At 36.6% G+C, this 23,292-nt stretch carries 21 protein-coding genes and 1 pseudogene; 4 read left to right on the plus strand and 18 right to left on the minus strand.

The features are described from left to right. Window positions 1-122: 122 nt before the first annotated feature. Together N178_RS23875 and N178_RS23880 are read right to left on the minus strand one after the other, a co-directional pair. Window positions 123-899, minus strand: a complete 777-nt coding sequence (locus N178_RS23875) for a 3-hydroxybutyrate dehydrogenase (protein ID WP_013057034.1) — start codon at window positions 897-899, stop codon at window positions 123-125. 19 nt (window positions 900-918) lie between these two features. Beyond that, complete coding sequence (locus N178_RS23880) at window positions 919-2,199, minus strand: GntP family permease (protein ID WP_080890249.1); 1,281 nt, start codon at window positions 2,197-2,199, stop codon at window positions 919-921. Window positions 2,200-2,535: 336 nt separating this feature from the next. Between N178_RS23880 and N178_RS23885 the strand changes: the two genes are divergently transcribed. Beyond that, entirely contained in the window at window positions 2,536-3,135 is a 600-nt protein-coding gene (locus tag N178_RS23885; RefSeq protein ID WP_045295325.1) for a DedA family protein, read from the plus strand. Window positions 3,136-3,169: 34 nt separating this feature from the next. Here the strand turns inward: N178_RS23885 and N178_RS23890 are convergent, their stop codons facing one another. The 3 genes from N178_RS23890 to N178_RS23900 form a co-directional block, all read right to left on the minus strand. Beyond that, complete coding sequence (locus N178_RS23890) at window positions 3,170-4,477, minus strand: CitMHS family transporter (protein WP_045295326.1); 1,308 nt, start codon at window positions 4,475-4,477, stop codon at window positions 3,170-3,172. Window positions 4,478-4,680: 203 nt separating this feature from the next. Further along, on the minus strand, window positions 4,681-5,388 hold the full coding sequence (locus N178_RS23895) for a response regulator (protein WP_045295327.1): 708 nt from the start codon (window positions 5,386-5,388) through the stop codon (window positions 4,681-4,683). Then, window positions 5,385-6,998, minus strand: a complete 1,614-nt coding sequence (locus tag N178_RS23900) for an ATP-binding protein (protein ID WP_045295328.1) — start codon at window positions 6,996-6,998, stop codon at window positions 5,385-5,387. Before N178_RS23900 ends, N178_RS23895 begins: the two co-directional genes overlap by 4 nt. Window positions 6,999-7,203: 205 nt before the next feature. Here N178_RS23900 and N178_RS23905 point away from each other — a divergent pair, with 205 nt between their 5' ends. The 3 genes from N178_RS23905 (at window position 7,204) to N178_RS23915 (ending at window position 9,261) form a co-directional block, all read left to right on the plus strand. Then, the gene (locus tag N178_RS23905) at window positions 7,204-7,974 is read left to right on the plus strand and encodes an SDR family NAD(P)-dependent oxidoreductase (RefSeq protein WP_045295329.1); all 771 of its coding nucleotides are present in this window, start codon (window positions 7,204-7,206) and stop codon (window positions 7,972-7,974) included. Between the two features lie 175 nt (window positions 7,975-8,149). Continuing rightward, a complete protein-coding gene (gene sspL, locus N178_RS23910) occupies window positions 8,150-8,290 on the plus strand; it encodes a small, acid-soluble spore protein L (protein ID WP_045295330.1) in 141 nt (46 codons plus the stop codon). 299 nt (window positions 8,291-8,589) lie between these two features. Beyond that, the gene (locus N178_RS23915; RefSeq protein WP_045295331.1) at window positions 8,590-9,261 is read left to right on the plus strand and encodes an NAD(P)H-dependent oxidoreductase; all 672 of its coding nucleotides are present in this window, start codon (window positions 8,590-8,592) and stop codon (window positions 9,259-9,261) included. 29 nt (window positions 9,262-9,290) lie between these two features. On the opposite strand, the gene N178_RS23920 is transcribed toward N178_RS23915, so the two are convergent. From N178_RS23920 to N178_RS23980, 13 genes and pseudogenes are all read right to left on the minus strand, one after another. Further along, complete coding sequence (locus N178_RS23920; RefSeq protein WP_045295332.1) at window positions 9,291-9,578, minus strand: hypothetical protein; 288 nt, start codon at window positions 9,576-9,578, stop codon at window positions 9,291-9,293. A gap of 114 nt (window positions 9,579-9,692) precedes the next feature. After that, window positions 9,693-9,911 (minus strand): spore germination protein, encoded by a 219-nt coding sequence (locus N178_RS23925; protein WP_025752385.1) that lies wholly within the window; start codon window positions 9,909-9,911, stop codon window positions 9,693-9,695. A 164-nt stretch (window positions 9,912-10,075) separates the two neighbouring features. Next, window positions 10,076-10,744, minus strand: a complete 669-nt coding sequence (fsa, locus tag N178_RS23930; RefSeq protein WP_013057026.1) for a fructose-6-phosphate aldolase — start codon at window positions 10,742-10,744, stop codon at window positions 10,076-10,078. A gap of 276 nt (window positions 10,745-11,020) precedes the next feature. After that, window positions 11,021-11,761, minus strand: a complete 741-nt coding sequence (locus N178_RS23935) for a metallophosphoesterase family protein (RefSeq protein WP_045295334.1) — start codon at window positions 11,759-11,761, stop codon at window positions 11,021-11,023. Between the two features lie 303 nt (window positions 11,762-12,064). Beyond that, window positions 12,065-13,663: pseudogene (locus N178_RS23940) on the minus strand (M4 family metallopeptidase); the annotation flags it as partial. A 606-nt stretch (window positions 13,664-14,269) separates the two neighbouring features. Continuing rightward, window positions 14,270-14,401 (minus strand): YjcZ family sporulation protein, encoded by a 132-nt coding sequence (locus N178_RS23945; protein WP_016764087.1) that lies wholly within the window; start codon window positions 14,399-14,401, stop codon window positions 14,270-14,272. Window positions 14,402-14,822: 421 nt separating this feature from the next. Further along, window positions 14,823-15,035 (minus strand): hypothetical protein, encoded by a 213-nt coding sequence (locus N178_RS23950; RefSeq protein WP_045295337.1) that lies wholly within the window; start codon window positions 15,033-15,035, stop codon window positions 14,823-14,825. A gap of 89 nt (window positions 15,036-15,124) precedes the next feature. After that, window positions 15,125-17,212 (minus strand): PAS domain S-box protein, encoded by a 2,088-nt coding sequence (locus N178_RS23955; protein WP_052942428.1) that lies wholly within the window; start codon window positions 17,210-17,212, stop codon window positions 15,125-15,127. 133 nt (window positions 17,213-17,345) lie between these two features. Continuing rightward, window positions 17,346-17,612, minus strand: a complete 267-nt coding sequence (locus N178_RS23960; protein WP_014460133.1) for a hypothetical protein — start codon at window positions 17,610-17,612, stop codon at window positions 17,346-17,348. 61 nt (window positions 17,613-17,673) lie between these two features. Continuing rightward, a complete protein-coding gene (locus N178_RS23965; RefSeq protein ID WP_045295338.1) occupies window positions 17,674-18,570 on the minus strand; it encodes a GH25 family lysozyme in 897 nt (298 codons plus the stop codon). A 46-nt stretch (window positions 18,571-18,616) separates the two neighbouring features. Continuing rightward, the gene (locus N178_RS23970; protein WP_237758597.1) at window positions 18,617-18,835 is read right to left on the minus strand and encodes a hypothetical protein; all 219 of its coding nucleotides are present in this window, start codon (window positions 18,833-18,835) and stop codon (window positions 18,617-18,619) included. A 174-nt stretch (window positions 18,836-19,009) separates the two neighbouring features. After that, a complete protein-coding gene (gene fumC, locus N178_RS23975; RefSeq protein WP_045295339.1) occupies window positions 19,010-20,389 on the minus strand; it encodes a class II fumarate hydratase in 1,380 nt (459 codons plus the stop codon). Window positions 20,390-20,610: 221 nt separating this feature from the next. After that, window positions 20,611-22,962 carry an immune inhibitor A domain-containing protein gene (locus tag N178_RS23980; RefSeq protein WP_045295340.1) on the minus strand — a complete coding sequence of 784 codons (2,352 nt, stop codon included), beginning with the start codon at window positions 22,960-22,962 and terminating at the stop codon, window positions 20,611-20,613. Window positions 22,963-23,292 lie beyond the last annotated feature (330 nt).

The following is a 23,292-nucleotide window of genomic DNA, read 5'->3' on the forward strand; positions in this document are numbered from 1 at the left end:
CTTTTTTATGTATAGCCTAATTATATTTTAACGTTGATTAACTCAATAGAATAGATATAACCTAAAAAAGCATAAATGAGCCCGTTGGACTCATTTATGCTTTTAATGATTTATTCTATTTTTTATTGAGCTGTATATCCGCCGTCCATTACTACCGCTTGACCAGTTACACCTTTTGCTTTATCACTCGCCAAGAAGATAGCATAGTCAGCAATTTCGCTAACGTCTAGTAATCTTTTTTGAGGGACTAAAGGATAAATAACTTCTTCAAGAACGCTTTCTAATGGTACGTTTCTTGTTTTAGCTAAACCATCTAACTGACCTCTTACTAGTGGTGTATCCACATAGCCAGGACAAAGTGCATTAACCGTAATACCATGTGCTGCACCTTCAAGAGCAGCTACTTTTGTTAAGCCGATCACACCGTGTTTGGCACTGTTATAAGCTGCTTTGCCCGCAAAACCGATTAAACCGTTGATAGAAGAAACGTTAATAATACGTCCGAATCCTTGTTTTTTCATGATTGGAAACGCGTGCTTAATCGCCATAAATGGAGCTGTTAGCATAATTTTAATCATTAACTCATATTTTTCAGTTGGAAACTCTTCGATTGGAGAAACATGCTGCAAGCCAGCGTTGTTAATGAACGTATGAACCGCTCCAAAATGTGCGTTTGCTGTTTCAATTAAATGTTTGATTTCTTCTTCTTTTGTTACATCGGCTTTGACACCAAGCGCTTCGAATCCAGCTTCACGAAGATTTTGTGCTGCAGCTTCTACAGCAGCTTGATCAATGTCGGATAACACAATTTTTCCGCCGTTTTCTGCGAATCGTTTACCTATTTCAAATCCAATTCCTCTTGCTGCTCCTGTGATTACAATTACTTGATTTTCAACCATGTGTATTCTCCTCCTGTTTTTAAATAATACCGGCTGCCGCTAATGCGACTCCTGCAAATAAAGCGATTGTCGGGATGATAAATGCAACAACAAATACGTCTTTATACGTTTCTTTATGCCGAAGACCAGTTACGGCTAATAGCGTTAACAGCGCACCGTTATGCGGTAAAATAGATGCACCTGACGCAACGCTTGCAATGCGGTGAAGAGCATCGGCGCTTAAATTCGTCGTTTGAGACAAGTGATACCACGTATCTCCTAATGCTTGAAGCGCAATACCCATACCACCGGATGCTGAACCCGTGATCATCGCTAGCACTTGAACGCTTAACGCTTCTGAAACGAGCGGATTACTCGAGACGTTTAGCAGCACGTGCGTGACATCTTTAAACTCTGGAACTGCTGTAATAACCGAGCCGAAACCAACTGCTGCACTCGTGTTAATAACAGCCATTACGGATCCTTTTGTTCCTTCATTTATAGAAGAAATAAACGTCTTATAGTGTTTGAAATTAATAAGTAAAATAGAAAAAATACCAATTAATAATGATACGATAGGCTCCCATTTTAAAACGTTTAATGTCATGACAACGATAATCAGCGGTAAAATAGCTAATATCACATTCATCGAGTCCTGCTCTTCACTTGCGGCAACCGATGATTCATTAGGCTCGGTAAATCCTTGATTTTTAGCTTTTAATTTTTTATCGCGATAAGCTAACCATAAATAGCCTCCCACTGCCATAATAAGGCCTGAGACAATTCCAATAATCGAACCGGACATTGCATTGGTTTTAAATGCAGCAGTCGGAATCAGATTTTGAATTTGAGGCGTACCTGGAATCGCTGTCATTGTAAATGTAAATGCTCCGAGTGCAATGGTTGCTGGCAGTAAATTTCGCGATACGTTAGCTTCTCGAAATAGCGCGATTGCTAAGGGATAAATCGCAAAGACAACAACGAATAGACTCACTCCGCCGTATGTCAAAATGGCTGAAGCAATCAGCACTCCTAAAATGGCTCTTTTACTTCCAAACAATTTAGCAATGCGCTGCGCCAACGACTTAGCTGCGCCTGTATCTTCCATTAGCTTTCCAAAGACGGCTCCTAATAAAAAGATGGGGAACCATTTTGCAGCGAAATTTACAAAGCCTCCCATATACACATCTGTATAAGTAGGCAGTACTTTTAAACCGCTAAAATAAGCAACAAACGTAGCTACAACAGGTGCTACCCAGATAATAGACCATCCTAGATAAGCAAAAAACATCAACAATAACAATCCTACAATAATAACCACACGGTAACCTCCTTTCCTTTTAGTACATATACATAATGGATTATTTCACAACAAAACAAGTTTACACCCGTTAGTTTTATAAGTAAAATGAATAAAAGGAATCAAAACTATGAATAAAAGTCGTAGTTTATTTAAAAATTCGCACTCGATTATTTTCCCCCTATAATTTCATTCTGAGTAGAAACTATAAAATACACTTCTTTTCTTTTTTCTTGTACAAGCTAATTTTTTTCTGTCACATCCTGCTCTCTTCCTTTATTTTCTTTTCTCTTATAAGTTTTTCCGAACATATAGATGGGTATTTGAATGTTATGACACAGAAAAAGAGGCGATCTTATGCTACACTTCATAACAGACTTACTGAAACAATTTGGAATTTGGGGACTTTTAAGCGGACTGGCCATTGAGGCTTCCTCCCTGCCGTTTCCTGGTTCTCCTCTCACCCTTACCTACGGATACTTATTAAACATGCATATAGTGAAATTATTATTAATCGCTCTTGCAGGAAGCGCCGTTTATACAGCTTTTAGCTTTATACCGTATGGGATAGGCTATAAATTAGAAGATAAGGTAAAGAAAAAATTATCAAAGAAAAAAAAAGCGTTTGAGAAATCACAAAAATGGTTTAAAAAATGCGGATTATGGAGTATTGCTATTGCTCGTCCTTTAGGGCTCGGCAACTACATTTCCTACCTTTCAGGGCTATCTAAAGTGAAACCTATGCCGTTTGCTCTGCTCACATTTCTTGGTATCTTTCCTTTGAATATTGCCATGCTTTGGCTAGGACAAATCGGAAACTTTAAGTCCATTCAATCTTTTATCTCAGATGCACAAACTTATATTCTAATTGCAGCGGTAGTGGCTGTATGCGGATTTTTAATTTATAAGTTTTATTTTAAAAAAAGCAGCTGCAGCGAACAGTCTAGTTCAACTTAAGAGTATAAAAAAGACCCCGAGGGGTCTTTTTTTATTAAATGGAAATAACGCCTAAAATTAATGCAGCTAGTGTCATCACTGCCGTAGTTCCTAGCGCCCACTTAATTAAAAATCGTTGCAAATCACTAAATTCAATTCCTACCATTCCAATTAATAAGTGAGCTGCTGCTACCAAGGGGCTTATCACGTGAACAGGTTGGCCTAAAATAGCAGCTCTTCCAATTTCAGCTGCGCTAATCCCATAACTTTCGGCAGCTTGAGCAATAATCGGCAGTACACCAAAATAAAAAGCATTATTGGACATGAAAAATGTAAAAGGGGCACTTAAAAACGCTACTACAACTGGCAAAAAAGGGCCCATTGCATCTGGAATTATTCCTACAAGCGTATTTGCCATAGCATCAATCATCTTTGTTCCAGACATGATTCCTGTAAAAATACCTGCTGCAATAACAATTGAAACGACGGCTACCGCATTATTTGCATGAGATGAAATTCGCTGCTGTTGATCTTTGATGTTTGGATAATTTATTAGTAATGCAATAGCAAACGCTACCATGAACAAAAGCATCAGCGACATGAAGTCCATAATTAAGCACACCATAAGACTAACCGTAAGGAGAAAATTAAACCATACTAACTTAGGACGTCGATAGTCTGGATGCTGCGCTGTTCCCTCTAATTCATGTGCGTGTGCAATTTCATTTGCAGAATGTTTAATATTGATAACTCCTAACCTTTTTCTTTCCCTTCTTCCAAGGACAAAAGAAACAATCAGCACCCATAGAAGTCCAAAACCCATTACAGGTATCAAAGGCAAAAACAACTGAGACGAATCTAAATTTAATGAACTCATAGCCATAGCAGAAGCACCTCCCCAGGGAGTCATATTCATAACTCCCATAGATAGCATCGCAACTCCTGCAAGGATAAGCGGATTCATTTCTAAGCGCTTATATAGCGGAAGCAAAGAAGAAACCGTTATCATATATGTAGTAGTTCCATCCCCATCTAAAGCAACCATCATTGAAAGCACAGCGGTCCCTACAACAATTTTTAGAGGATCTCCTTTTACAACCTTTAAAATGAATGAAACAAGAGGGTCGAACAATCCTGAATCAATCATCAACCCAAAATATAAAATAGCAAATAAAATCATAATAGCTGTAGGAGCAATGTCTTTTACACCCTCTAGCATCATAGGTCCCATTCTACTAGCAAAACCGCCTATTAGACCAAATATGATGGGAATAATTATAAGAGCAACCATTGGGGTAAGTCGCTTTGACATGATTAAATACATGAACACTGCAACCATTAAAAATCCTAATAAAGAAAGCATAGATATTTTTCCTCCTTTTTGATAACGTTTTCATTTTTTACTTGCTACACGTTACTAAAAAGGTATCACTTGTTGAAGCAGGTTCATAGATAACCAACATAAGTTTGATATCTTTTATAAAAGTAATTTTTTTCATTTTTTTCATGCGTCATTTCTACATAAAAACGAGATAGCGGTTTTTTATCCGCTATCTCGTTTTTATGTTATGTAAGATTAGTTACTCGATATTTCCGTTCAGGCCTCCCTACACTTCCATATACTATTTCCACCTGCATTTCCTTACACGATACTAAATACTCTAAATACCTTCTCATTGTTGAATAACTGATACCCACTAATTGAGCAAACTCATCTACATTCAAGCTTTCCTGAACTTTGCAAACTTTATCTCTGACTAAACGAAGAGTATGTTTATCAATGCCTTTAGGAAATTCTGTTACTGCAGCCGCTGATTGATTGTGTCGATTATGATGTGTTCTAAATAAATGGTCTATTTTGTCTTGATTAATCATTTTATTTTCAGTTAATTCTATTCTCGTAGACTGATAATGTTTTAAAGTAGATAAAAATTTATCAATAATTACAGGTTTCACCAAATAACCAAATGCTCCGCCTCTTATTGCTTCTCCTACTGTTTCAACATCATTGGCCGCCGTTATTAAAATAATGTCGATCCCTCGATAGTTCTTTCTAATTTCCCATAGCAGTTCCACTCCGTTGATATCCGGTAAAAAGACATCTAATAAAATTAATTGCGGCGTAAATATTGTTAGTAACTCTAAAGCCTGTTCTCCAGATCCTGCTGTCGCAACAATAGTGAAATGTTCTAATTTTTTAGTAAACTGCTCATAAATTTGTGCAGCTGTAGAATCATCTTCTATAATCATGACATTAATTTGATTTTCAGTCATATCGATTCTTCCTTTTCGTTATTTAATAGCTTTGGGATAACTAATGTGAACCTTGCCCCTTGTAACATGCTTTTGCTTATGTACAGTTCGCCTTTAAGCAACTCTACAGATCTTTTAACAATGGTCAATCCAATCCCGTGATTTTCACCTTTTTTCGTTGTATAACCATCTATAAAAATCATATTTTCTACTTCTTTTGATATCCCTTGTCCATCGTCTTCAACTTCAAAAATCAGGTCGTTTCCTACATCTGTAAAAGATACTAATACGTGACCTTTATGTTCTCGTACAGCCTCGAGCGCATTATCAATTAAATTCCCCAAGATGGAAACAACGTTTTTTGCATCTTCGATATCTAAAGTACTTGTTAAGTTACTATCTTGATCAATTTCTAAAGTGACGTCCAATTCTTTCGAGCGATTGATTTTCCCAAGTAAGCAGGCAGCAATCAAAGGATCCTTCACAGAAGACATTAAAAAAGAAATAATATCTTGGCGTTCCTTTACCTCTGATGAAATCATTTGCATGACATGCTCATATTTCTTTAACCTTAATAACCCGTAAATCACGTTCAGCTTATTTAAAAATTCGTGATTTTGAGCGCGTAAATTATCAGAAAACATTTTAATTTTAGAAATCTCTTCAGTCAATTCTTCAATTTGCGATAAAGTTCTTATGGTAAGAACGATACCTTGCACTTCTTTTTTTCTTACAATAGGAGATAAATCTAAAATATACTGCTGGCCATCTAGTAGAAGAGATTGGTTAGAATACACGCACTGCTCTTCTATTGCTTGATCAATTAGCTGTCCTAAACGGGCGTTCTTTATCTCTCCTCCTATTGCTAAATGAAGGTTATCAAAGAGCTCTCTAGCCCTTCTATTCATCGACGTTACATATTTTTCGACATTTACAGTAACAGTAGCATCTCGAATGGATTCAAAGGTAGCCTCTTTTTCTTTAAAAAGAAAGGAAATTTCCTCTGGTTCCAGCCCGAATATTAGTCTTTTTACCCGCCTTGCAATGAAGAAAGCTCCAAATGCTCCAATAAGAAAAGGAATACAGGACAATTTAATGATTTTTATTCTATAGTCATTAATCTGTTTTTCTATATTGCTTATAAGAAACCCTACCGAAGAAACACCTATTACGTTTCCTTGGTTATCCCATATGGGGGTTTTGGCTTTAATTGCAAATCCTGAAATTCCTTTTCCTTTATAAATAATGGATTGATGCTTTTTTAAAGAAGCTTCATTGCTTGTTTTAGTATGTTTTCCAATGTAACTCCTATTGGGATGAGAATAGCGTATTCCTTTATCATTAGCGATGGTAACGTAATCTGCCCCTGTGGTTTTTCTTATTTTTTCAGCAACAGGTTGGATGTGCTCAGGAGGATTTTTCTTCTTAAAAGCTTTTACAATAATTTTATCTTCAGAAGCTAATTTTGCTACTGTCATAGCTTGATTGCCTACATATTTTTCGACAATTTCATCTACCATTGCAGAAAATAAAATGCATACAAGGACGGTACTAACAAGAATAACTACCGTGATGAGTAATGTGATTTGGGCAAGTAAACTAGGTCTTCTATTCACGTAAAGAGAACGCATACATTCCTCCTTTTAAGGAATTAATAATGAAATAAAATACCGCCTTTTGTTTTAAGTTTAGCATAAAAAAAGAAAGTTTAGCACCAAACTTCAAATGTTTATCATCAGACTTATAAAGGGAAAAACAAATTCAATAAACGCTTGACTTAAAGTATACTTTAACAATTATAATCAATTCGAAAACATCGAAAATGGAGGAATCAACATGAAATATACAGTAATCACCGGCGCAAGTTCAGGAATTGGATATGAAACAGCTTTAGCTTTCGCAGCGCGCGGAAAAAATCTTATACTAGCTGCACGTAGAGAGGACAAGCTGGATGAGTTAAAAGGAAAGATTGAAGAACTAAACCAAGATGTAAATGTTATTATCCAGTCGGTTGATTTATCCGTGGCAGAAAATGCTCACACGTTTTATGAGTCGCTTAAAGAATATGAGTTAGAAACATGGATTAACAATGCTGGATTCGGAAATTTTGCTTCTGTTGGTGAACAAAAATTAACTAAAATTGAAACAATGCTCCATTTAAATATCGAAGCCTTAACCATTCTTTCATCTCTATTTGTAAGAGATTATGAAAACGTTGAAGGTACACAGCTTATTAACGTCTCTTCTGGAGGCGGCTACACCATTGTTGCTGATGCAGTCACTTATTGCGCAACAAAATTCTACGTAAGTGCATTTACAGAAGGTCTTTCTCAAGAATTAAGAGGAAGAGGATCAAAAATGCAGGCTAAAGTTCTAGCTCCGGCAGCTACTGAAACAGAATTTGCACAGCGTTCGATGGATATGAGTGATTTTGAATACGAAGGACGAGTACCTAAGTTTCATACGTCAAAAGAAATGGCTGCTTTTATGCTGGACCTTTATGATAGCAATAAAACGGTAGGACTTGTAGATGGAGTGACTTACGAATTTCAATTAAAAGATCCTATCTATCCATATGCAGAAAGAGCAACAAGCTCAGATTCGTAAACAGAAAAGCACCCTTTTAGGGGTGCTTTTTTATGGACTCTTAAATGGCTATCTTGTTTATGTAATGAAAGTCCTTCAAGATAGTCGTATTCAAACCCCACTTATACTTTCACTCTTTATTTCCTGATTTTTGTTTTCACTTTTTGCACATACTAACCAAACGGAGGTGACGAAAATGGGTCAAAAAAATACTTCTAATCGAGGTCAAGTAGCTCCTGGTGTTAACCCTCAAGGACACGGAAAAGATGTTGAATTTTCAACAGAACCGAAAAGTGAACTTGAAAACAAAGCGAAAAAATCAAATACAAAAATTTAATTAAAAAGGAGAAGAGTACTCTTCTCCTTTTCCCCCTCTTAACTGCTTTTCCCAAATACACTCCACAGGTCGTTTACTTCTTTCTGCCTCTTATAAAGTTATATCAATAGTATAAAAAAGTATACTATACAACAAAAATGTGCGTACTTGTTAGGATGAATTATATGATTTATGATAAATCTGCAAACGGATTTTATAGCAAATTGTATGTTAACTAGCTGTTAGTTGTAAGCTATACAGGGTATAGGATACTCTAAACAGTTCATTACTAAATATTTTTATAGAAAGGTTGTTTACACATGAACAATACAGATAAAAAGCAAGAAATTTTAGACGCATTTAACTTTCGTCACGCTACAAAAGAGTTTGATCCAACGAAGAAAATTTCCGATGAAGATTTCCAATTCATTTTAGAAACGGGGCGCCTATCTCCAAGCTCAGTAGGTTACGAGCCGTGGAAATTTTTAGTCGTTGAAAATAAAGATTTAAAAGAAAAATTAAAAGCTGTTTCTTGGGGAGCACAAGGCCAAATTCCTACAGCAAGTCATTTTGTTATTATTCTTTCTCGCACAGATGCAAGATATGACTCTGAATATGTGTTAAATCTTCAGAAAAACGTAAAAGAAATGCCGGATGATGTATTAGAGACATTAATGCCTCGTTATAAAGATTTCCAAGAAAATGACTTTCACCTGTTCGAAAGCAAGCGAGCGCTATTTGATTGGGCCAGCAAACAATCTTATATTGCACTAGCTAATATGATGACATCAGCTGCTCAAATTGGCATTGATTCTTGCCCAATTGAAGGATTTAACTATGACCAAGTACATGAAATTCTAAAAGAAGAAGGATTACTAGAAGACGGCAAGTTTGATGTTTCTGTTATGGTTGCGTTCGGCTACCGAATTCATGAACCTAAGCGCGGCAAGACAAGAAGAAGTATGGATCAAGTTGTACAGTGGATAAAATAATAACAAAAAAAGAAGGGCTGACAGCAATGTTACCCCTTCTTTTTTATATCTTTATATGCCGCTATAAAATCAGCAGGATCGGTATGTATGGTATAAGCGAACATTCCTTGATTTGTATGTAAATATAAAAAGCCGCTTTCTTTTGAGACGCATTTGTAAGAGATGTCAAATACGCTGTTAATGTGAAAGCAATCATTCTCTGTTTGAATATTATCAGTATATAAGCACATGTCTTTGGAATGCTGAATCGTCACTTTTTGTGTTCGTTTCATCTTTCTTTCTATCCATGTATAAGAAATTATAGAAATAATGCTCATAGCGCAGTTCGCCTCCTCACAAATACTTTCCTTTCGAACCATTAAACATCTCATTAACAAAACTCTATCACTTACCAAAAAACAATTCCAGAAATACTCTTTCTGGAATTGTTTTTAAGATTGCTGCTCTTTATTTTCTTCACCTTTGCAAAAGTCGATATTACTGTTTGTCATAGAGGCAATGGCAGGAGAGCCATTGCCAAACGAAAAACAAGCTCCTACCGATTTTGTATTTGCCGTGTGACTATTTTGTACAACACAGCCTACGCTTACGTTCGAATTGTCTTTTAACCCGTTAGTCACGATATTTTCAATGTTAATAATACAGCCCATTTTAACACCTCTTTCGTTTCTATTAACGTATGTCAGCTCTGCGTATATGTATAGGATGTTCGCCTATTAATGATAAGTTGTTTGCTGCAAAATAGAAAAAAAGAATCTTCGTATACCTTTTAAGCAGAGAAGACACTAAAATGATGTCTTCTCCTTAAGTGAATTTAACTTTTTACAGCTTTTTCCCAGTCTGATGCGAATTTTTCTATTCCTTGTTCTGTTAACGGGTGTTTTACTAGTTGTTCAATTACGGCATACGGAATGGTCGCAATATGAGCCCCAGCAAGAGCTACTCGTGTGACGTGATCTGGGTGTCTGACTGACGCTGCTATAATTTGTGAGTCAATATGTTGAATTCGAAATAGCTCGGCAATTCGAGATACGAGATAAACACCGTCTTCTGAAATATCATCTAAGCGTCCTAAAAATGGCGATACGTATGTGGCACCGGCACGGGCTGCTAGAAGCGCTTGATTCACTGTGAAAATCAACGTGACGTTTGTTTTTACGCCTTTTTTAGCTAGATAACGGGTTGCTTCCAATCCAGCAATGGTCATAGGAAGTTTAATTGTTATATTTTTGTCTCCTCCGTTAATTTTAATAAGCTCTTCTGCTTGAGCAATCATGTCATCTGCTGTTACTGTGTCGGGCGTCACTTCTGCTGAAACGGATTCTACTTCCGGGACGGTTTTTAAAATTTCTTCGATGCGATCTTCAAACTTTACACCTTCTTTAGCTACTAGCGAAGGGTTTGTGGTAACACCTGATAATACCCCAATTTTATATGCTTTTTTAATATCTTCCAGGTTAGCTGTATCAATAAAAAATTTCATCATGTACTCCTCCACTCGTTATGTTAAAAGCAGCTTTTCAGGGGCATTTTTGCATGACTTTATGTTCAAATGGAATTGCCCTCTTCATATTGTCTTCATAAAATAAAATTTATTTCCTTTCAAATGCTGTATGTTTTTCTCCAAGTTTTCCCTCCTTTAAACTCATCGGAATAACTTCTATTTTCATGTATCATACTAATGATGTTGAAAAACCTCTCATATACTCAACTAAAAAACCTCCAGCATTTATGCTGAAGGTTAAGATACATTCCACTCTTACTTTTTTAGTCCTCTATAGCGAGCTGTTTTTAATTCTTGAACGTAGGGTTCAAAGTCCGGCATCTCTACAGCTCTCGCCAATTCGATTGCCTTTTCAATATCGTATGGAATACGCACAAATTGTATAGAAAATGCTGAAGGACTTTCGCCTTGAGCCTTTCCTTCTAAGATAAGATAGGAAGCTTGTGGTAAATCAAGCGGGTTTCCTACACTTCCTACATTACATAGCGTTTTCCCTTTAATATGTTGAATAAATGCATTATGTACATCTCCGTAACAGATGACATCCGGCTCTCTTGATCCTTTTATATTTTCCGTATATTCCGTATTAGCAAATAGACTAAGACGCTTTTCAAGTGAATCCCAAGGTTGAATGCGGTCATAAAGACTTCTAGGGGAAGCGTGAAACATTCTAATTAATTTCCCGCTCATCATAAACTCAACAGAAAAAGGAAGTTCCTTTAAGTATGCTTCTTGGTTGGAACTTAACTTCTTCTGATGCCATTTTAATGCTTCAAATTCCGCAGGCTTTGTAATGAAATCATCCCAGTTACCCATTACTGTTGCTTCGCACTTTTCTTTTATGATATCAATCGCTTTACTTGAATCCGGTCCTTTTCCTACTAAATCACCTAGACAAATGATGCGATGGATATCTCGTTGTTGTATGTCAGCTAAAACTGCTTCTAATGCAGGGAGATTTCCGTGGATATCTGAAATAACAGCAATTTTGTCCATCGATTCCTCCACTCCTTTTTCATATGTATGTATTCAAGCCTTTTCTTTATTATAACATTTTATAATAAGACCGTTTACTAAAACGGGTCCTCTTCATTTAACAAACAACGGGATAATTCGAATGGATATAAAAGGGAGGAATAAGAAGTGGATTTTTATGGATCTAGAAGAAATCTACCTTATTTATTAACATAAAATAAAGGAGTACTGTAATATATTTATACGAGTACTCCTTTATTGGTAGTGAGGTAGTATAGAGAGTCGCCAGATACCTCATTTATCTTGCGACTTATGTTTTATAGCTTACTGAACACCAACTGCGTCAAATGACTTGCCTACTGAAATTACTTCTTGAGAGCCTGAACCGTATAGATCAGCAGCAGCTTGTACTAAACCTGCGCGCGCTTGGCTGAATGTTGTAGACTGAGTGAAGTATAGCGTATTGGCACGGTAATAAATTTTTCCTAGCTTATCTCCGCCGATTCCTGTTACAGTAACGCCGTAATGCGTTCCTCCGTTAGCTAGCAAGTAGGCAGCTTTGTTGATAATACCGCTGTTTGTATGAACTCCGCCGTTGTCACTAGAACCTGTATAGCGCTTTGAATAATGATCCGGATCTCCATATTTCGCTGGGTTGCTCATTGAACGAAGCGCATCGCCGCTTGTTCCAGGCGTATAAATATCTTCTCCAATTTCCCAATCTGGATTTCGGTTGTCATAGTATTCTACCAATGTTCCGAAAATATCAGAAATCGCTTCGTTTAATGCACCTGATTCATATTGATAGATTAAATTAGAACTTCTTTCTGTGACCGCATGCGTCAATTCATGTCCAATAACATCTAATCCTCCTGATAACGGAACAAAAGTAGTTCCATCTCCATCTCCGTATACCATCTGAGAGCCATTCCAAAATGCATTGTTGTAGCCGCTGCTATAATGAACAGTCGATTTTAGCGGAGCTCCTGCATTATCATAGGAGTTGCGGTTAAATTTGTTTTTATAATAATCATATGTCACGCCTGCATAATAGTGAGCATCTACTGCAGCTGCATCGCGGGTTGCATTGTACGTATTATCGGTATCTGCCCATAGCGTACCCGGAAGAGATGTACGATTTTTTGCATCGTACGTATAGATTGTAGCGCCTCTTGTATTATCTTGTAAGTAGTAAGTAGAACTAGATAACGTTGTCTTTAAGGATTTAGTATCTCCAAGCACTCCTTTACCTGAACCGATAGCATTTGTGCCTGTTACAGGTTTTGCTGCCGGCTTTGCCGCTTGTTTCACGTCAGTTTTTGGACCAGCTACGGAATCAATTGTATTGTACTTATCTAGCACTTTACCGTTAGTAGCATCAACAAAGTAATAATAGTTGCCTGGTTCAGGGCTTAAGAAATTTAAATTTACTACATAAGCATATGTGGTATCTGAACCATTTTGATAAACATACAGTTCAGATGAAGGAGATTTTTCATACGTCGGTTTAAAACCTAAGTCTTTTTCAGCTGCTTGAATCGCCTTTTTGCTGTCAACTTGCTTCTGTTCTTTTAATTTTTCCTTTTTATCTAAATCAGGAGCTACTGTACCTGATACAACTTTTAAGGTTCCATCTTTCGCTACGTGTGCTAATTGAGTAGATCCCCAAACAGGAACATTATTATATACTTGCTGCAAGCGTACCACGGTTGCTTGTTCCACAGGATCTTTCACCACTTCTGTCACTTTAAATGAGTTTTGAGCATTTTCGTTTCCTAATTTATATTTGTCTTTATTTGTATTCATATAGTGAAATACGACGTCTTGAGCCTTCTGTGATGACGGGCCTGAGAGCTTTCCGGAAATAAACTCAGGAGATTTAATTTCTTTGTTATACTTTTCAGTTGAAAGTACATTATTTGGCGCAGCGCTGCTCGTATGTGCAAAAGCAAATGATGAAGAAAGAATACCAACTGATAATAATACCTTTAAAGCCTGTTTTTTCTTTTTCATAGTTTTTTCTCCCTATCCCTAGTAAATTTAATCATCTCAATTTTTCTGTTAATTGTGATAATTAGCAACATTATAGCAACTAAAAATTACTACGTCTATATATTATTTTAATATTCCTATTATTATGAAAATTAAAAATAAAAAACTCTGCAATAAGTCTTTTTTACCTATTTAAACTATATGAAAATCATTTATGCTGATTTTCATACAAATAAAATAATTCTTTTAGTCAGCTGATAAAAACTAGCGGGCTAGGTAGTGTTATTCGGTCTTGCTATCAGTTCCATGAAGCGTTTTACAAAAATTAATTATAAGGAAAATTATAAATTTCAGACCATTTTTGCCGCTTAAATCTACTCTTCCTCTTCATTTTTTTATTTTTTTAATCTATTAATTAAATTTTTTATATGTTTTTTATGTACATTCACAACATTATTTTATTATAGTACTGTACTTCTTATGAACATAAAAAAGCACGAATCTACTAAACTCTTTGTAAATCCGTGCTTTTTCTGTTTATTTCAAGCATGTACAACCAACGATAACTAATAAAACAAATAGTACAACGATTAATGCAAAACCGCCACCGTAACTACCGTAGCCGCCGTAACCATAACCACCGCCGTAACCCCAGTTGTAAAATCCCATTTTACTTCACCTCCGTAGCCTGTTTACTCTATAGCATATGTACAGGCTAGAAAAAATGCTCGCCCATTTATCGCCCTTTTATGACGATAAAAAAGAGATTGAGACATAAAAATCACTCCACTCTAAGAACGAACAAATTGGATACAGGAGCTAATATAGATCGCTTGTTACACGCTGTTGATTTCCGTGCAAAGCTTCGCTTTCTACGGGCGGCAGGCGAACCTCTTGTCTCTGGCCCTGCGGGGTCTCACCCCTTCCACAAGAGTCTTCAGCTTACCCTCCAATCAATAGCTAGAAGCAACTAAATAGATGAAACCTACGTTCACCCTACTAATGAAAAGATCCGAACGATTCATCGTTCGGATCTTCCTTCAACTAAACTGCTTTTGTCACAGCCTCTTTTAAGAGAACAAATATTAACTTATTTACTTTTAGAAGCTTGTTCTTTAAAGCGAAGTATGTAATACGGAACAATACAAATAACCGCCAAAACGAGAGCCGTTAAACTGACTATGCGGGGATTATTAAGCCCGAAAGAATAGTCTCCAAAAGATGCTCCAATCGCAATAATAGCAAAAACAATATACAGAATACGAAATATGTTAATCCACTTTTTCTGTTTAATCGTAACCACTCCTTTGCTTATTTTACTCCAACATAGAATATTATAACTTTACTAAACAACTTGTTGCAAAATTTCTTCTGCCTTTAACTGATTACCTTTTATTCTACCGGTAAACAAATTTCCACATTCGTCCCTTTGTTTACTTCACTTTCAATACTAAGAGTTCCTTTATGCTGCTGGATAATATTGAAGCATATCATTAACCCTAATCCAATGCCGTCTTCTTTAATACTGTAAAATGGTTCACCTAAATGTTTGATGCGATCTTTTGAAATTCCTACACCTTCATCAATAATTTGAATATGAAGGTGATTGCTATCTTTTTGTCTCAGCTCAACTTTAATTTCTCCTCCGGAAGGCATTGCTTCAATCGCATTCTTAAGAATATTTATAAACACCTGTTTCATTTGATTGCTTTCACAATATACAAGAGGCATTTCTCCGTATGGGTTAAGTTCAATAAAGATGTTTTTCATGGTTGCTTGAGGCTGCAGCAATAAAATCACTTGTTGAATTAACAGCTGCAAATCAATCGACTGAAATGTTACGGCCTGTGGTTTTGCCACTGACATGAATTCATCTGTAATCATTTCAATACGCTCAATTTCAGAGGATATAATGTTCATATAGGTTAACTCTTCCTTACTCGCTTTTTCAGTTAATAGCTGCATAAAGCCTTTGATGGCCGTTAAAGGATTTCTAATTTCATGAGCAATAGCTGTAGCAAGCTGACCAACCGCTGCTAATTTTTCAGATTTCTGCAGCAGCTCTTCTGTTTCTAGGTATTCTGTCCTGTCTCTCGAAACAATAAGAAGAACTTTTTTGTTTTCTATATTGAACAATTTCCCACTATATTCTAGTTTTTTTACTTCTCCAGACTTAAATGTAAACTGTGATTGCAGCGTAAAAGAAAGATTTCCTTGGCGAATTTCTTCAACCGTTTTTCGAACAATGTCAGAATCTCTAGGTATAATATCTTTGCATGGCATGGATAAAAGCTCTTCTCTCGTATACCCAAAGCGCTTACAGCCAGCTTCATTTACTTCAATAAAACGAGAAGGAAAATGATTTGAACCTATTTCAAGTAAATAAATTGCGTCGTTTGCATATTCAAATAACGTGCGGTACTTTAACTCACTTTCTTTAAGCTTACGATGCAGCAAGTCAAGCTCTTTTCTAGCTTTTTTAGCTTCAGATATATCCACACAAACTCCAGACAGACCTATTAACTCATCTTTGCCATTAAAAATTGGCGAAATAGTGATGCGAAGGTCTACTAAACTTCCATCTTTACGAGCTCTTACTACTTCTACTCGATTGATTGCCTCTTTTTCAGCAATCGTCTTTTTTATATTCTCATGTACATCCTCACTAAAAGCCCCTGCTATTTCGTAATATTTTTTTCCAACTACTTCGTGGGCTTTCCAACCATATACTTTTTCATAGGCTTCATTAACTCGCAAGATCCGCCCTTCTAAATCAGTTATGATCACCGCATCCATGTGATGATTAATAAAAGACTCCAGCTGTTCTTTTGTATACTCTAATTCTTTTTTCATTATTCTGACAAAAATAGAATCTTCTCTCTCCTGACATGAATCTGATGCAGCATAGGCAGCTTCTTCTGCTACAGCGTAAAACTTACGATAAAATTCTATCGTGGCTACGCCCACACCTAGTCCAAGAATCCCAAAAAAGAAATATTCTAATTCGCTATAAAACGGCGACCGAATAGGTGTATTCCAGAAGTAATTTGTCAGTAAGACATGAACGATAAAATGAATAAAGAAATAGAGAAAAGATTGTTTTAATACAGAAAGCTGCTTTCTATATCGGATAAGAGGAAGGGAAAGCAAAAAGGTGAACATTAAAATAAAAATAGTCAGTATCCAATGACTTTCTAAATAGATACTGCACATAGCCATACTAATACCCGCAATTGCACCGGCTCTATAACCAAAATATAGAACGGTCAAAATAAGGGGCAGAAATCGCAAATCATATGTAACCTCTTGATAGGTAACGCTATAAATCATAAGAATAGCAGAAACGACACTTGCATAAATACCGCTAACCAATTTATATTTGTGGGCTAGACGCTGCAGCAAAAATATCCGTATGGCAATCATAATGCTGACCAAAAATGAGAAAATACATAAGTTAACAAATAATCCGCTACTAATCAAGCCTTTTATTCCTCCTTTACTTGTACATAGTCATTTCAAAATTCCCTTATATAGAGAGTGTAACATGAATAGATGCAACTCTTTCTAAAATAATAAAAAAACTAGTCTCACCCGAGGCAAGACTAGTTTTTTATTATCTATGTTGATCTTGATACATAGGTCCTTCTGAAATCATATTACTTTCAGAAACGTACGTAGGATCTGAATGAGCATCTTTATTTAGGCTAGCATTTACCTGCTGTTTTTTAGATAAACTTGAAAGTTTGACTTTAGCACTTCGAACAAGCCCTTTTACTTTTCGACGTTTCGCAGCATCACTTAATATATAAGATGTAATGCCAACTCCTACCGTTGATAGCGTAATACCTGATATCAATGCTTTTTGTTTTCGTTTTCTCATAATAGCTCCTTCCTTATACCTTTTTGAATCTTACAATAACTTTTCCCTCTCAGGTACTCTCTCAAACCCGATTATTCAGATTATTCACTTCTTTAACAAGACGCTGAAGCGTGTCTGCTCCTGCTATTCCATCCGAAAAAAGGCCATATTGATTCTGGAATGTTTCCACTGCAGCGATTAATTCATCTCCGTAAAAACCGTCTGCTCCAAACTTTGGAAGAGAAAAACCTAGTGAAAGTAAATTTTGCTGAATTTGTTTGACTCCTAACCCTTTATCACCTTTAGAATACACGAAGGGTCCTTTTGCATTATTCGTCACAGAGAGATTCGTCGTAACTTCTTTAAAAAATGAGTAGTCCATTTCGTTTATATCCACATTTGTAGAAATACCTTTTACTCTTCCAGAATCCGTATACTGAAACATTGCCCATCGCTGCCATTGACTTAGCTCACCAGGGTGTTGCATACCGCCTTGTCTATTGTTTGCGCTATATCTTGCTACCCACAAAGGATACTTACCTATTTCGTTTGTGAAAAAAGTTTTAGCAAAATGATAGTTCGTATATACGATAGGCTTAATCCCTGTTTTTTGGTGAACATGCTCGAGCCAGCTTACGGCAAAGCGAGAAACAAACTCTTTGGACTTTTTCTTATCTTCTTCTAGATCCAAACATGGGGGAAGGTCTAGTTTCATTTGCCCAAGCTGAGTAATAAAAAAAGCAGCTTCTTTTTCCGGACTATTTGTACAGTGAGCATAATGATAAAATCCTACTCTCAAGCCCGCATTTTTAGCACCTATATAATTTTCATAGCATTTGGGGTCTACAAAAGTTCCGCCTTCTGTTAATTTTATATACACCCCTTTTACTGAGGTGTTTTTTATTTCTTTCCAATTAATGATTCCTTGATGATGAGAAACGTCGAGAATAATAGGATTATTTGAATGTCGCCTTTGCATAGTTTTCACCTCATTTGCTAGCTTCTTTATGTATACGACGAATACTTTAAACCCCCTGTTTTTCCGGATTCTGATATTCTTTTATAACGATGTGTAAAACGTTGCTCATTTGAATAGCTAAATAAGCTTCGTGTTTTTTGTCATAATAACGATACCATCCTTGCGTATGAATAATAGATTCCTCAAGCTCTTTTACATTTTCTGATTCAACCAATGTACTGATTGATTTGTCATTTCCAAAATAAAACTTTACTTCGTACGTCACTTGAATCCCTCCTTTATAAACATGTAAATACCCTACTTTTATGTACTTGAATCTAGTACATAAGAGTAGGGTAAAATTTCTTTTAATCCGCATTTTCTTTTTATATGTTTATTTAGAACAATGTTTATTTTATTAAAAAGAAGCCAAGCATTCTAAGCTGCTTGGCTTCTTTTTTCATTTTGATGGATGAATCATGTTAGCAGGATTTACCCATTGCTCAAATTGTTCTTCAGTCAGAAGGCCTGTTTTGACCGCTGCTTCTTTTAATGTCGTACCTTCTTGATGAGCCAGCTTGGCGATTTTAGCCGCATTTTCATAACCTATGTGCGGATTTAATGCTGTTACAAGCATAAGAGAATTTTCTAGATTATGCTGAATCTTTTCTTTGTTGGGTTCAATTCCTACTGCGCATTTATCGTTAAAAGCCTGCATAGAATCTGTCAGCAATCTGACTGATTGTAAAAAATTATAAATAATAACCGGCTTAAATACATTTAATTCAAAGTTTCCTTGGCTAGCCGCAATGCCAATCGTCACGTCATTTCCTAACACTTGTGCAGAAACCATTGTTAGAGCTTCACTTTGAGTTGGATTTACTTTTCCAGGCATAATAGAACTTCCAGGTTCGTTAGCAGGAATCGTAATTTCACCTAATCCGCTCCGAGGACCGCTTGCCAGCCAGCGTACGTCATTGGCGATCTTCATTAAGTCAGCTGCTAAGGCTTTGAGTGCACCGTGGGCATAAACCACTTGGTCGTGACTTGTTAATGCATGAAATTTATTAGGTGCTGAGATAAATGTTTTTCCAAGTGTGCTGCTGATTTCTTTCGCTACTTCATCGCCGAAGTCAGGATGTGCATTTATCCCCGTCCCAACAGCTGTACCGCCAATAGCTAGCTCCTTCATATACTCTACGCTTTGTTTAATCATTTCTTCATTCTTTTCGAGCATATGATGCCATCCGCTAATTTCTTGTCCTAGTGTTAGCGGTGTAGCATCTTGTAAGTGGGTTCTTCCTATTTTAATAATATCTTTAAACTGCTCTTGCTTTGTAGCAAACGTTTCTTTTAATGTTTTTAGAGCAGGCAATAATCGATCTTCGACTTCTAGTACAGCTGCAATATGAAGAGCCGTAGGAAAAGTATCGTTAGAGCTTTGTGACATATTGACATCATCATTTGGATGGAGCGTTTCGTCGCCGTTTATTAGCTGGTTTCCTCGGTGGGAAATCACTTCATTTACATTCATGTTTGATTGCGTTCCGCTTCCTGTCTGCCATACGACTAAAGGGAAATGTTCATTCCATTTTCCTTCAATAATTTCGTTAGCAGCTTGCACGATGGCTTCCGATTTCCCTGCTGATAATTTGCCTAGTTTATGATTGCTAATGGCCGCACTTTTCTTCAAAACCGCAAAAGCGCGTATTACTTCAATCGGCATTTTTTCAATCCCTATTGGAAAGTTTTCTTTACTTCTTTGCGTTTGCGCTCCCCATAGTTTATCTTCTGCAACTTTGATTTCTCCAATTGAATCTCTTTCGATACGATAGCTCATAGTTAGAACTCCTTTTCAATATTTTCTTTACCTATTAGTATTGATTATATGGATGAATTTCATGACATAATAACAATTATTCACTGTTGAAAATTCCCTTTTTTCTATTTTTTAAACGGGCTGAGCGCCTTTGATCATTTAGCTCATAGTTTATTTTAATTTTATGATACAAAAAAAGATCCGAAGAATTAATTCTTCAGATCTTTTTAATACGTCCAATTTTACTTGTGAATCCATACAGCACCAGCTGAATTGTCTTTTGCTTCACCAATTACGTCTAATTTTAATCCGTTTTGAGGAAGTAAGCGGCCTGCATCTTTAATTCTTTCATCTAAATACGATTTTTTATCGTTAAAGCTTGTAACGCCATTTGATTCTTTAGATGAAATCGTTCCCCACGTCTTATGAGAATATGACCAAGCAGGTGATTTATCAAATGAGAACGCCGCGTCTGCAATTTGATATCGGCTTGAATTTGCTGTAGTGCTAATACCATTCACATTAAAGTAAAGAACTTTATGAGCATGTGAATCAACTACACCAAGGAATCCTTCACCCGGATGTTGTCCTACCCAGTTATCAAGATAGCTTTCATCTGCGTACCAAAGCAGCATGCCTGTATTATATTTTGCACCGCGCGCGAATTGAAGTGCTTTATCACTGCCTGCATAGTTTCTCCACTCAAGGTAATAATAGTTATCTTTATAGCTGATGCCGTTTGTCTTTTCAAATCCATCTAACGTTACTTTTGGAGTTCCTTCAGCATCGTCCGTAAATACCGTTTTTCCATCTACTACTAAACTAGCATTATCAAGAGCAAAGCCTTGAAGAGCAAGTCCACCGTCCGTGACGTATTCAAATTGAAGCTTGATTTTTTTCCCTAGAACCTTCGTTAAATCGTAACTTTTATCTTCCCATTTTCCACCGGAAGTTTCAGCAGAACCGTCTGCATTATTCGCTTTATCACCAATTGTATCTAACAGAACTTTTGAACCGTCAGGAAGAATCGCATTTACATATAAATAATCATATTCTGCCTCTACTTCATAGAACGCTTTATAATTGAATCTCGCTGTTTTAGCCGTTGTTAAATCAAACTCTGGCGTCGTCATCGTCGTATGAAGATCGTCTCCGCGTTTACTGTAGTAATAATTACTTCCAAACTCAGGCTTAATTCCTTGAACAGCTTTTTTAGGTAAATTAATCTTTACGATACCCGGTCGTTTGGACTTTGTCACGCTTTGATCGACCACACTCACAGAGCCCGATTTTGTAATGTTTTTGCTGTCGATTTGTTGAATATTTGCCCAGTTTCCACCCATATTTGCTTGGAAAAACTCTTTATTTTGCGGGGAGAAACTTGTCGGTTCTGTTCCAGCTACTTCACCAGCCCAGCTCCCTCCGCTCATAATTGACCAAACGCCTACCGGCTCACCTTGACCCGTATACTGTGTATCATACTCATCCGGCAAACCTAAATCATGACCAAATTCATGAGCAAAAACCCCAACAGCTCCGTCTTCTGGTTCGATTGTATAATCATAAGCAGCCATGTTTGTTCCAGGAACTTTATACACTTGTCCCAAAGTAGAGCGGTGAGACCAGATAGCATCGTTTCCTAGTTTACCTCCACCTGCTTCTTGCCCAGTTCCAGCATGAATGACCATTAAGTGGTCCACTATGCCGTCAGGCTCATTGCGGTTGCCATCTCCATCGATATCATATTGATCGAACTGATCATAATCTGAAAGGTCAATGCCGCTTTTTGCTGCTGCTGCAAGCGCTTCTTTTACAAGATTACGAGGTCCTTTAGATCCAGGTGCATTATCGTTTCCTCCCGCTGGATTGTCTGCTCCGTATTCTTTTGCGTTTCCAGGTACGGTTAACCATTCAGAAACCGTTCCATCTACTGTGTAACTACCTCCAGACTGTTCTTCATAATATTGTTTAAACGTTTTAATTTTCTTTCCGTTGAATAGCGTAAAGTCTTTCTTTCCAAACATTAATTGCTGATAGTGATTTCGATTAAAATCTTTTGCATACATGTAACCAGGTTCTTGAATGACATTGTTGTGCTTAAAGTCTGCGTATTCGACTAAAAGAACAAGAACTTTATCTTTTCTCACTTGTCCGTTATATTTTGCCTGAGCTGCAGGTTTAACGTTTACCCCGTTCCCCGAATTGTTTCCTTGAGACTTAATATTAGCAAATTCGCCTCGTTGAAACTTTTCTTTTTGTTTTGTTTGCATTTCTTTCGCTTTCAAATCAATTTTGCTAGCTTTATGTCCCTTCATGCTCTCTTTATGTGCATCTTTTTTGTTTATGTAAGAAGTAACGGCTTTCTTCACTTCTTGCGGTGTTGCACTTTGAGAAATAACTCCTTGGTTTTTCAGTGCGTTAGCCAATCTCTCTTCCGGCACTGTATTCATATCAATTGGTGAACTTGGAAGTTCCTCCGATTGTGCGGTTTTAGCTGAAGCAGTACTTCCATTCATAAGTACTGGCCCCACTCCGCTTAATGTAACAGTTGTGGCAAGAAAAGATGTCCCCAAAATCTTTTTCCAGCTTTTCAAGTAAACCCCTCCATTTTAGAATTTTCAAACTATTAGCAAGATTTATTTTATATTCTAAAACTAGGAAGGTCAACTACATTTTACTATATTATTAAAATTTTTCGATTCTAGCAGATAATGTAAAATAGTTTTATAGTATGTAACTAGTTTTCTTTGCCTGACAATTTAAATGTCTGATAAACCCTTCTTACATATACAAATTCCATGCTAAATCGATAACCAAAACTAAAACTATATGAAACGTATTTTTTTAGGAAATTAGAACCACCTTTTTCGTATTACTATTATATAAAAACAAAAAATTCCCTATTATGGATACAGAAAGAAAAA

Source organism: Priestia aryabhattai B8W22 (genome assembly GCF_000956595.1).
In the GTDB taxonomy this organism is placed as follows: Bacteria; Bacillota; Bacilli; order Bacillales; family Bacillaceae_H; genus Priestia; species Priestia aryabhattai.

Coding starts and splice junctions, on each gene's coding strand:
- N178_RS23885 (WP_045295325.1), top strand. CDS start 2,536: ATGCTACACTTCATAACAGACTTACTGAAACAATTTGGAATTTGGGGA.
- sspL (WP_045295330.1), top strand. CDS start 8,150: ATGGGTCAAAAAAATACTTCTAATCGAGGTCAAGTAGCTCCTGGTGTT.
- N178_RS23925 (WP_025752385.1), bottom strand. CDS start 9,911: ATGGGCTGTATTATTAACATTGAAAATATCGTGACTAACGGGTTAAAA.
- N178_RS23895 (WP_045295327.1), bottom strand. CDS start 5,388: ATGACTGAAAATCAAATTAATGTCATGATTATAGAAGATGATTCTACA.
- N178_RS23875 (WP_013057034.1), bottom strand. CDS start 899: ATGGTTGAAAATCAAGTAATTGTAATCACAGGAGCAGCAAGAGGAATT.
- N178_RS23965 (WP_045295338.1), bottom strand. CDS start 18,570: ATGCAAAGGCGACATTCAAATAATCCTATTATTCTCGACGTTTCTCAT.
- N178_RS23960 (WP_014460133.1), bottom strand. CDS start 17,612: ATGAGAAAACGAAAACAAAAAGCATTGATATCAGGTATTACGCTATCA.
- N178_RS23945 (WP_016764087.1), bottom strand. CDS start 14,401: ATGGGATTTTACAACTGGGGTTACGGCGGTGGTTATGGTTACGGCGGC.
- N178_RS23915 (WP_045295331.1), top strand. CDS start 8,590: ATGAACAATACAGATAAAAAGCAAGAAATTTTAGACGCATTTAACTTT.
- N178_RS23920 (WP_045295332.1), bottom strand. CDS start 9,578: ATGAGCATTATTTCTATAATTTCTTATACATGGATAGAAAGAAAGATG.
- N178_RS23900 (WP_045295328.1), bottom strand. CDS start 6,998: ATGCGTTCTCTTTACGTGAATAGAAGACCTAGTTTACTTGCCCAAATC.
- N178_RS23890 (WP_045295326.1), bottom strand. CDS start 4,477: ATGCTTTCTTTATTAGGATTTTTAATGGTTGCAGTGTTCATGTATTTA.
- fumC (WP_045295339.1), bottom strand. CDS start 20,389: ATGAGCTATCGTATCGAAAGAGATTCAATTGGAGAAATCAAAGTTGCA.
- fsa (WP_013057026.1), bottom strand. CDS start 10,744: ATGAAATTTTTTATTGATACAGCTAACCTGGAAGATATTAAAAAAGCA.
- N178_RS23935 (WP_045295334.1), bottom strand. CDS start 11,761: ATGGACAAAATTGCTGTTATTTCAGATATCCACGGAAATCTCCCTGCA.
- N178_RS23905 (WP_045295329.1), top strand. CDS start 7,204: ATGAAATATACAGTAATCACCGGCGCAAGTTCAGGAATTGGATATGAA.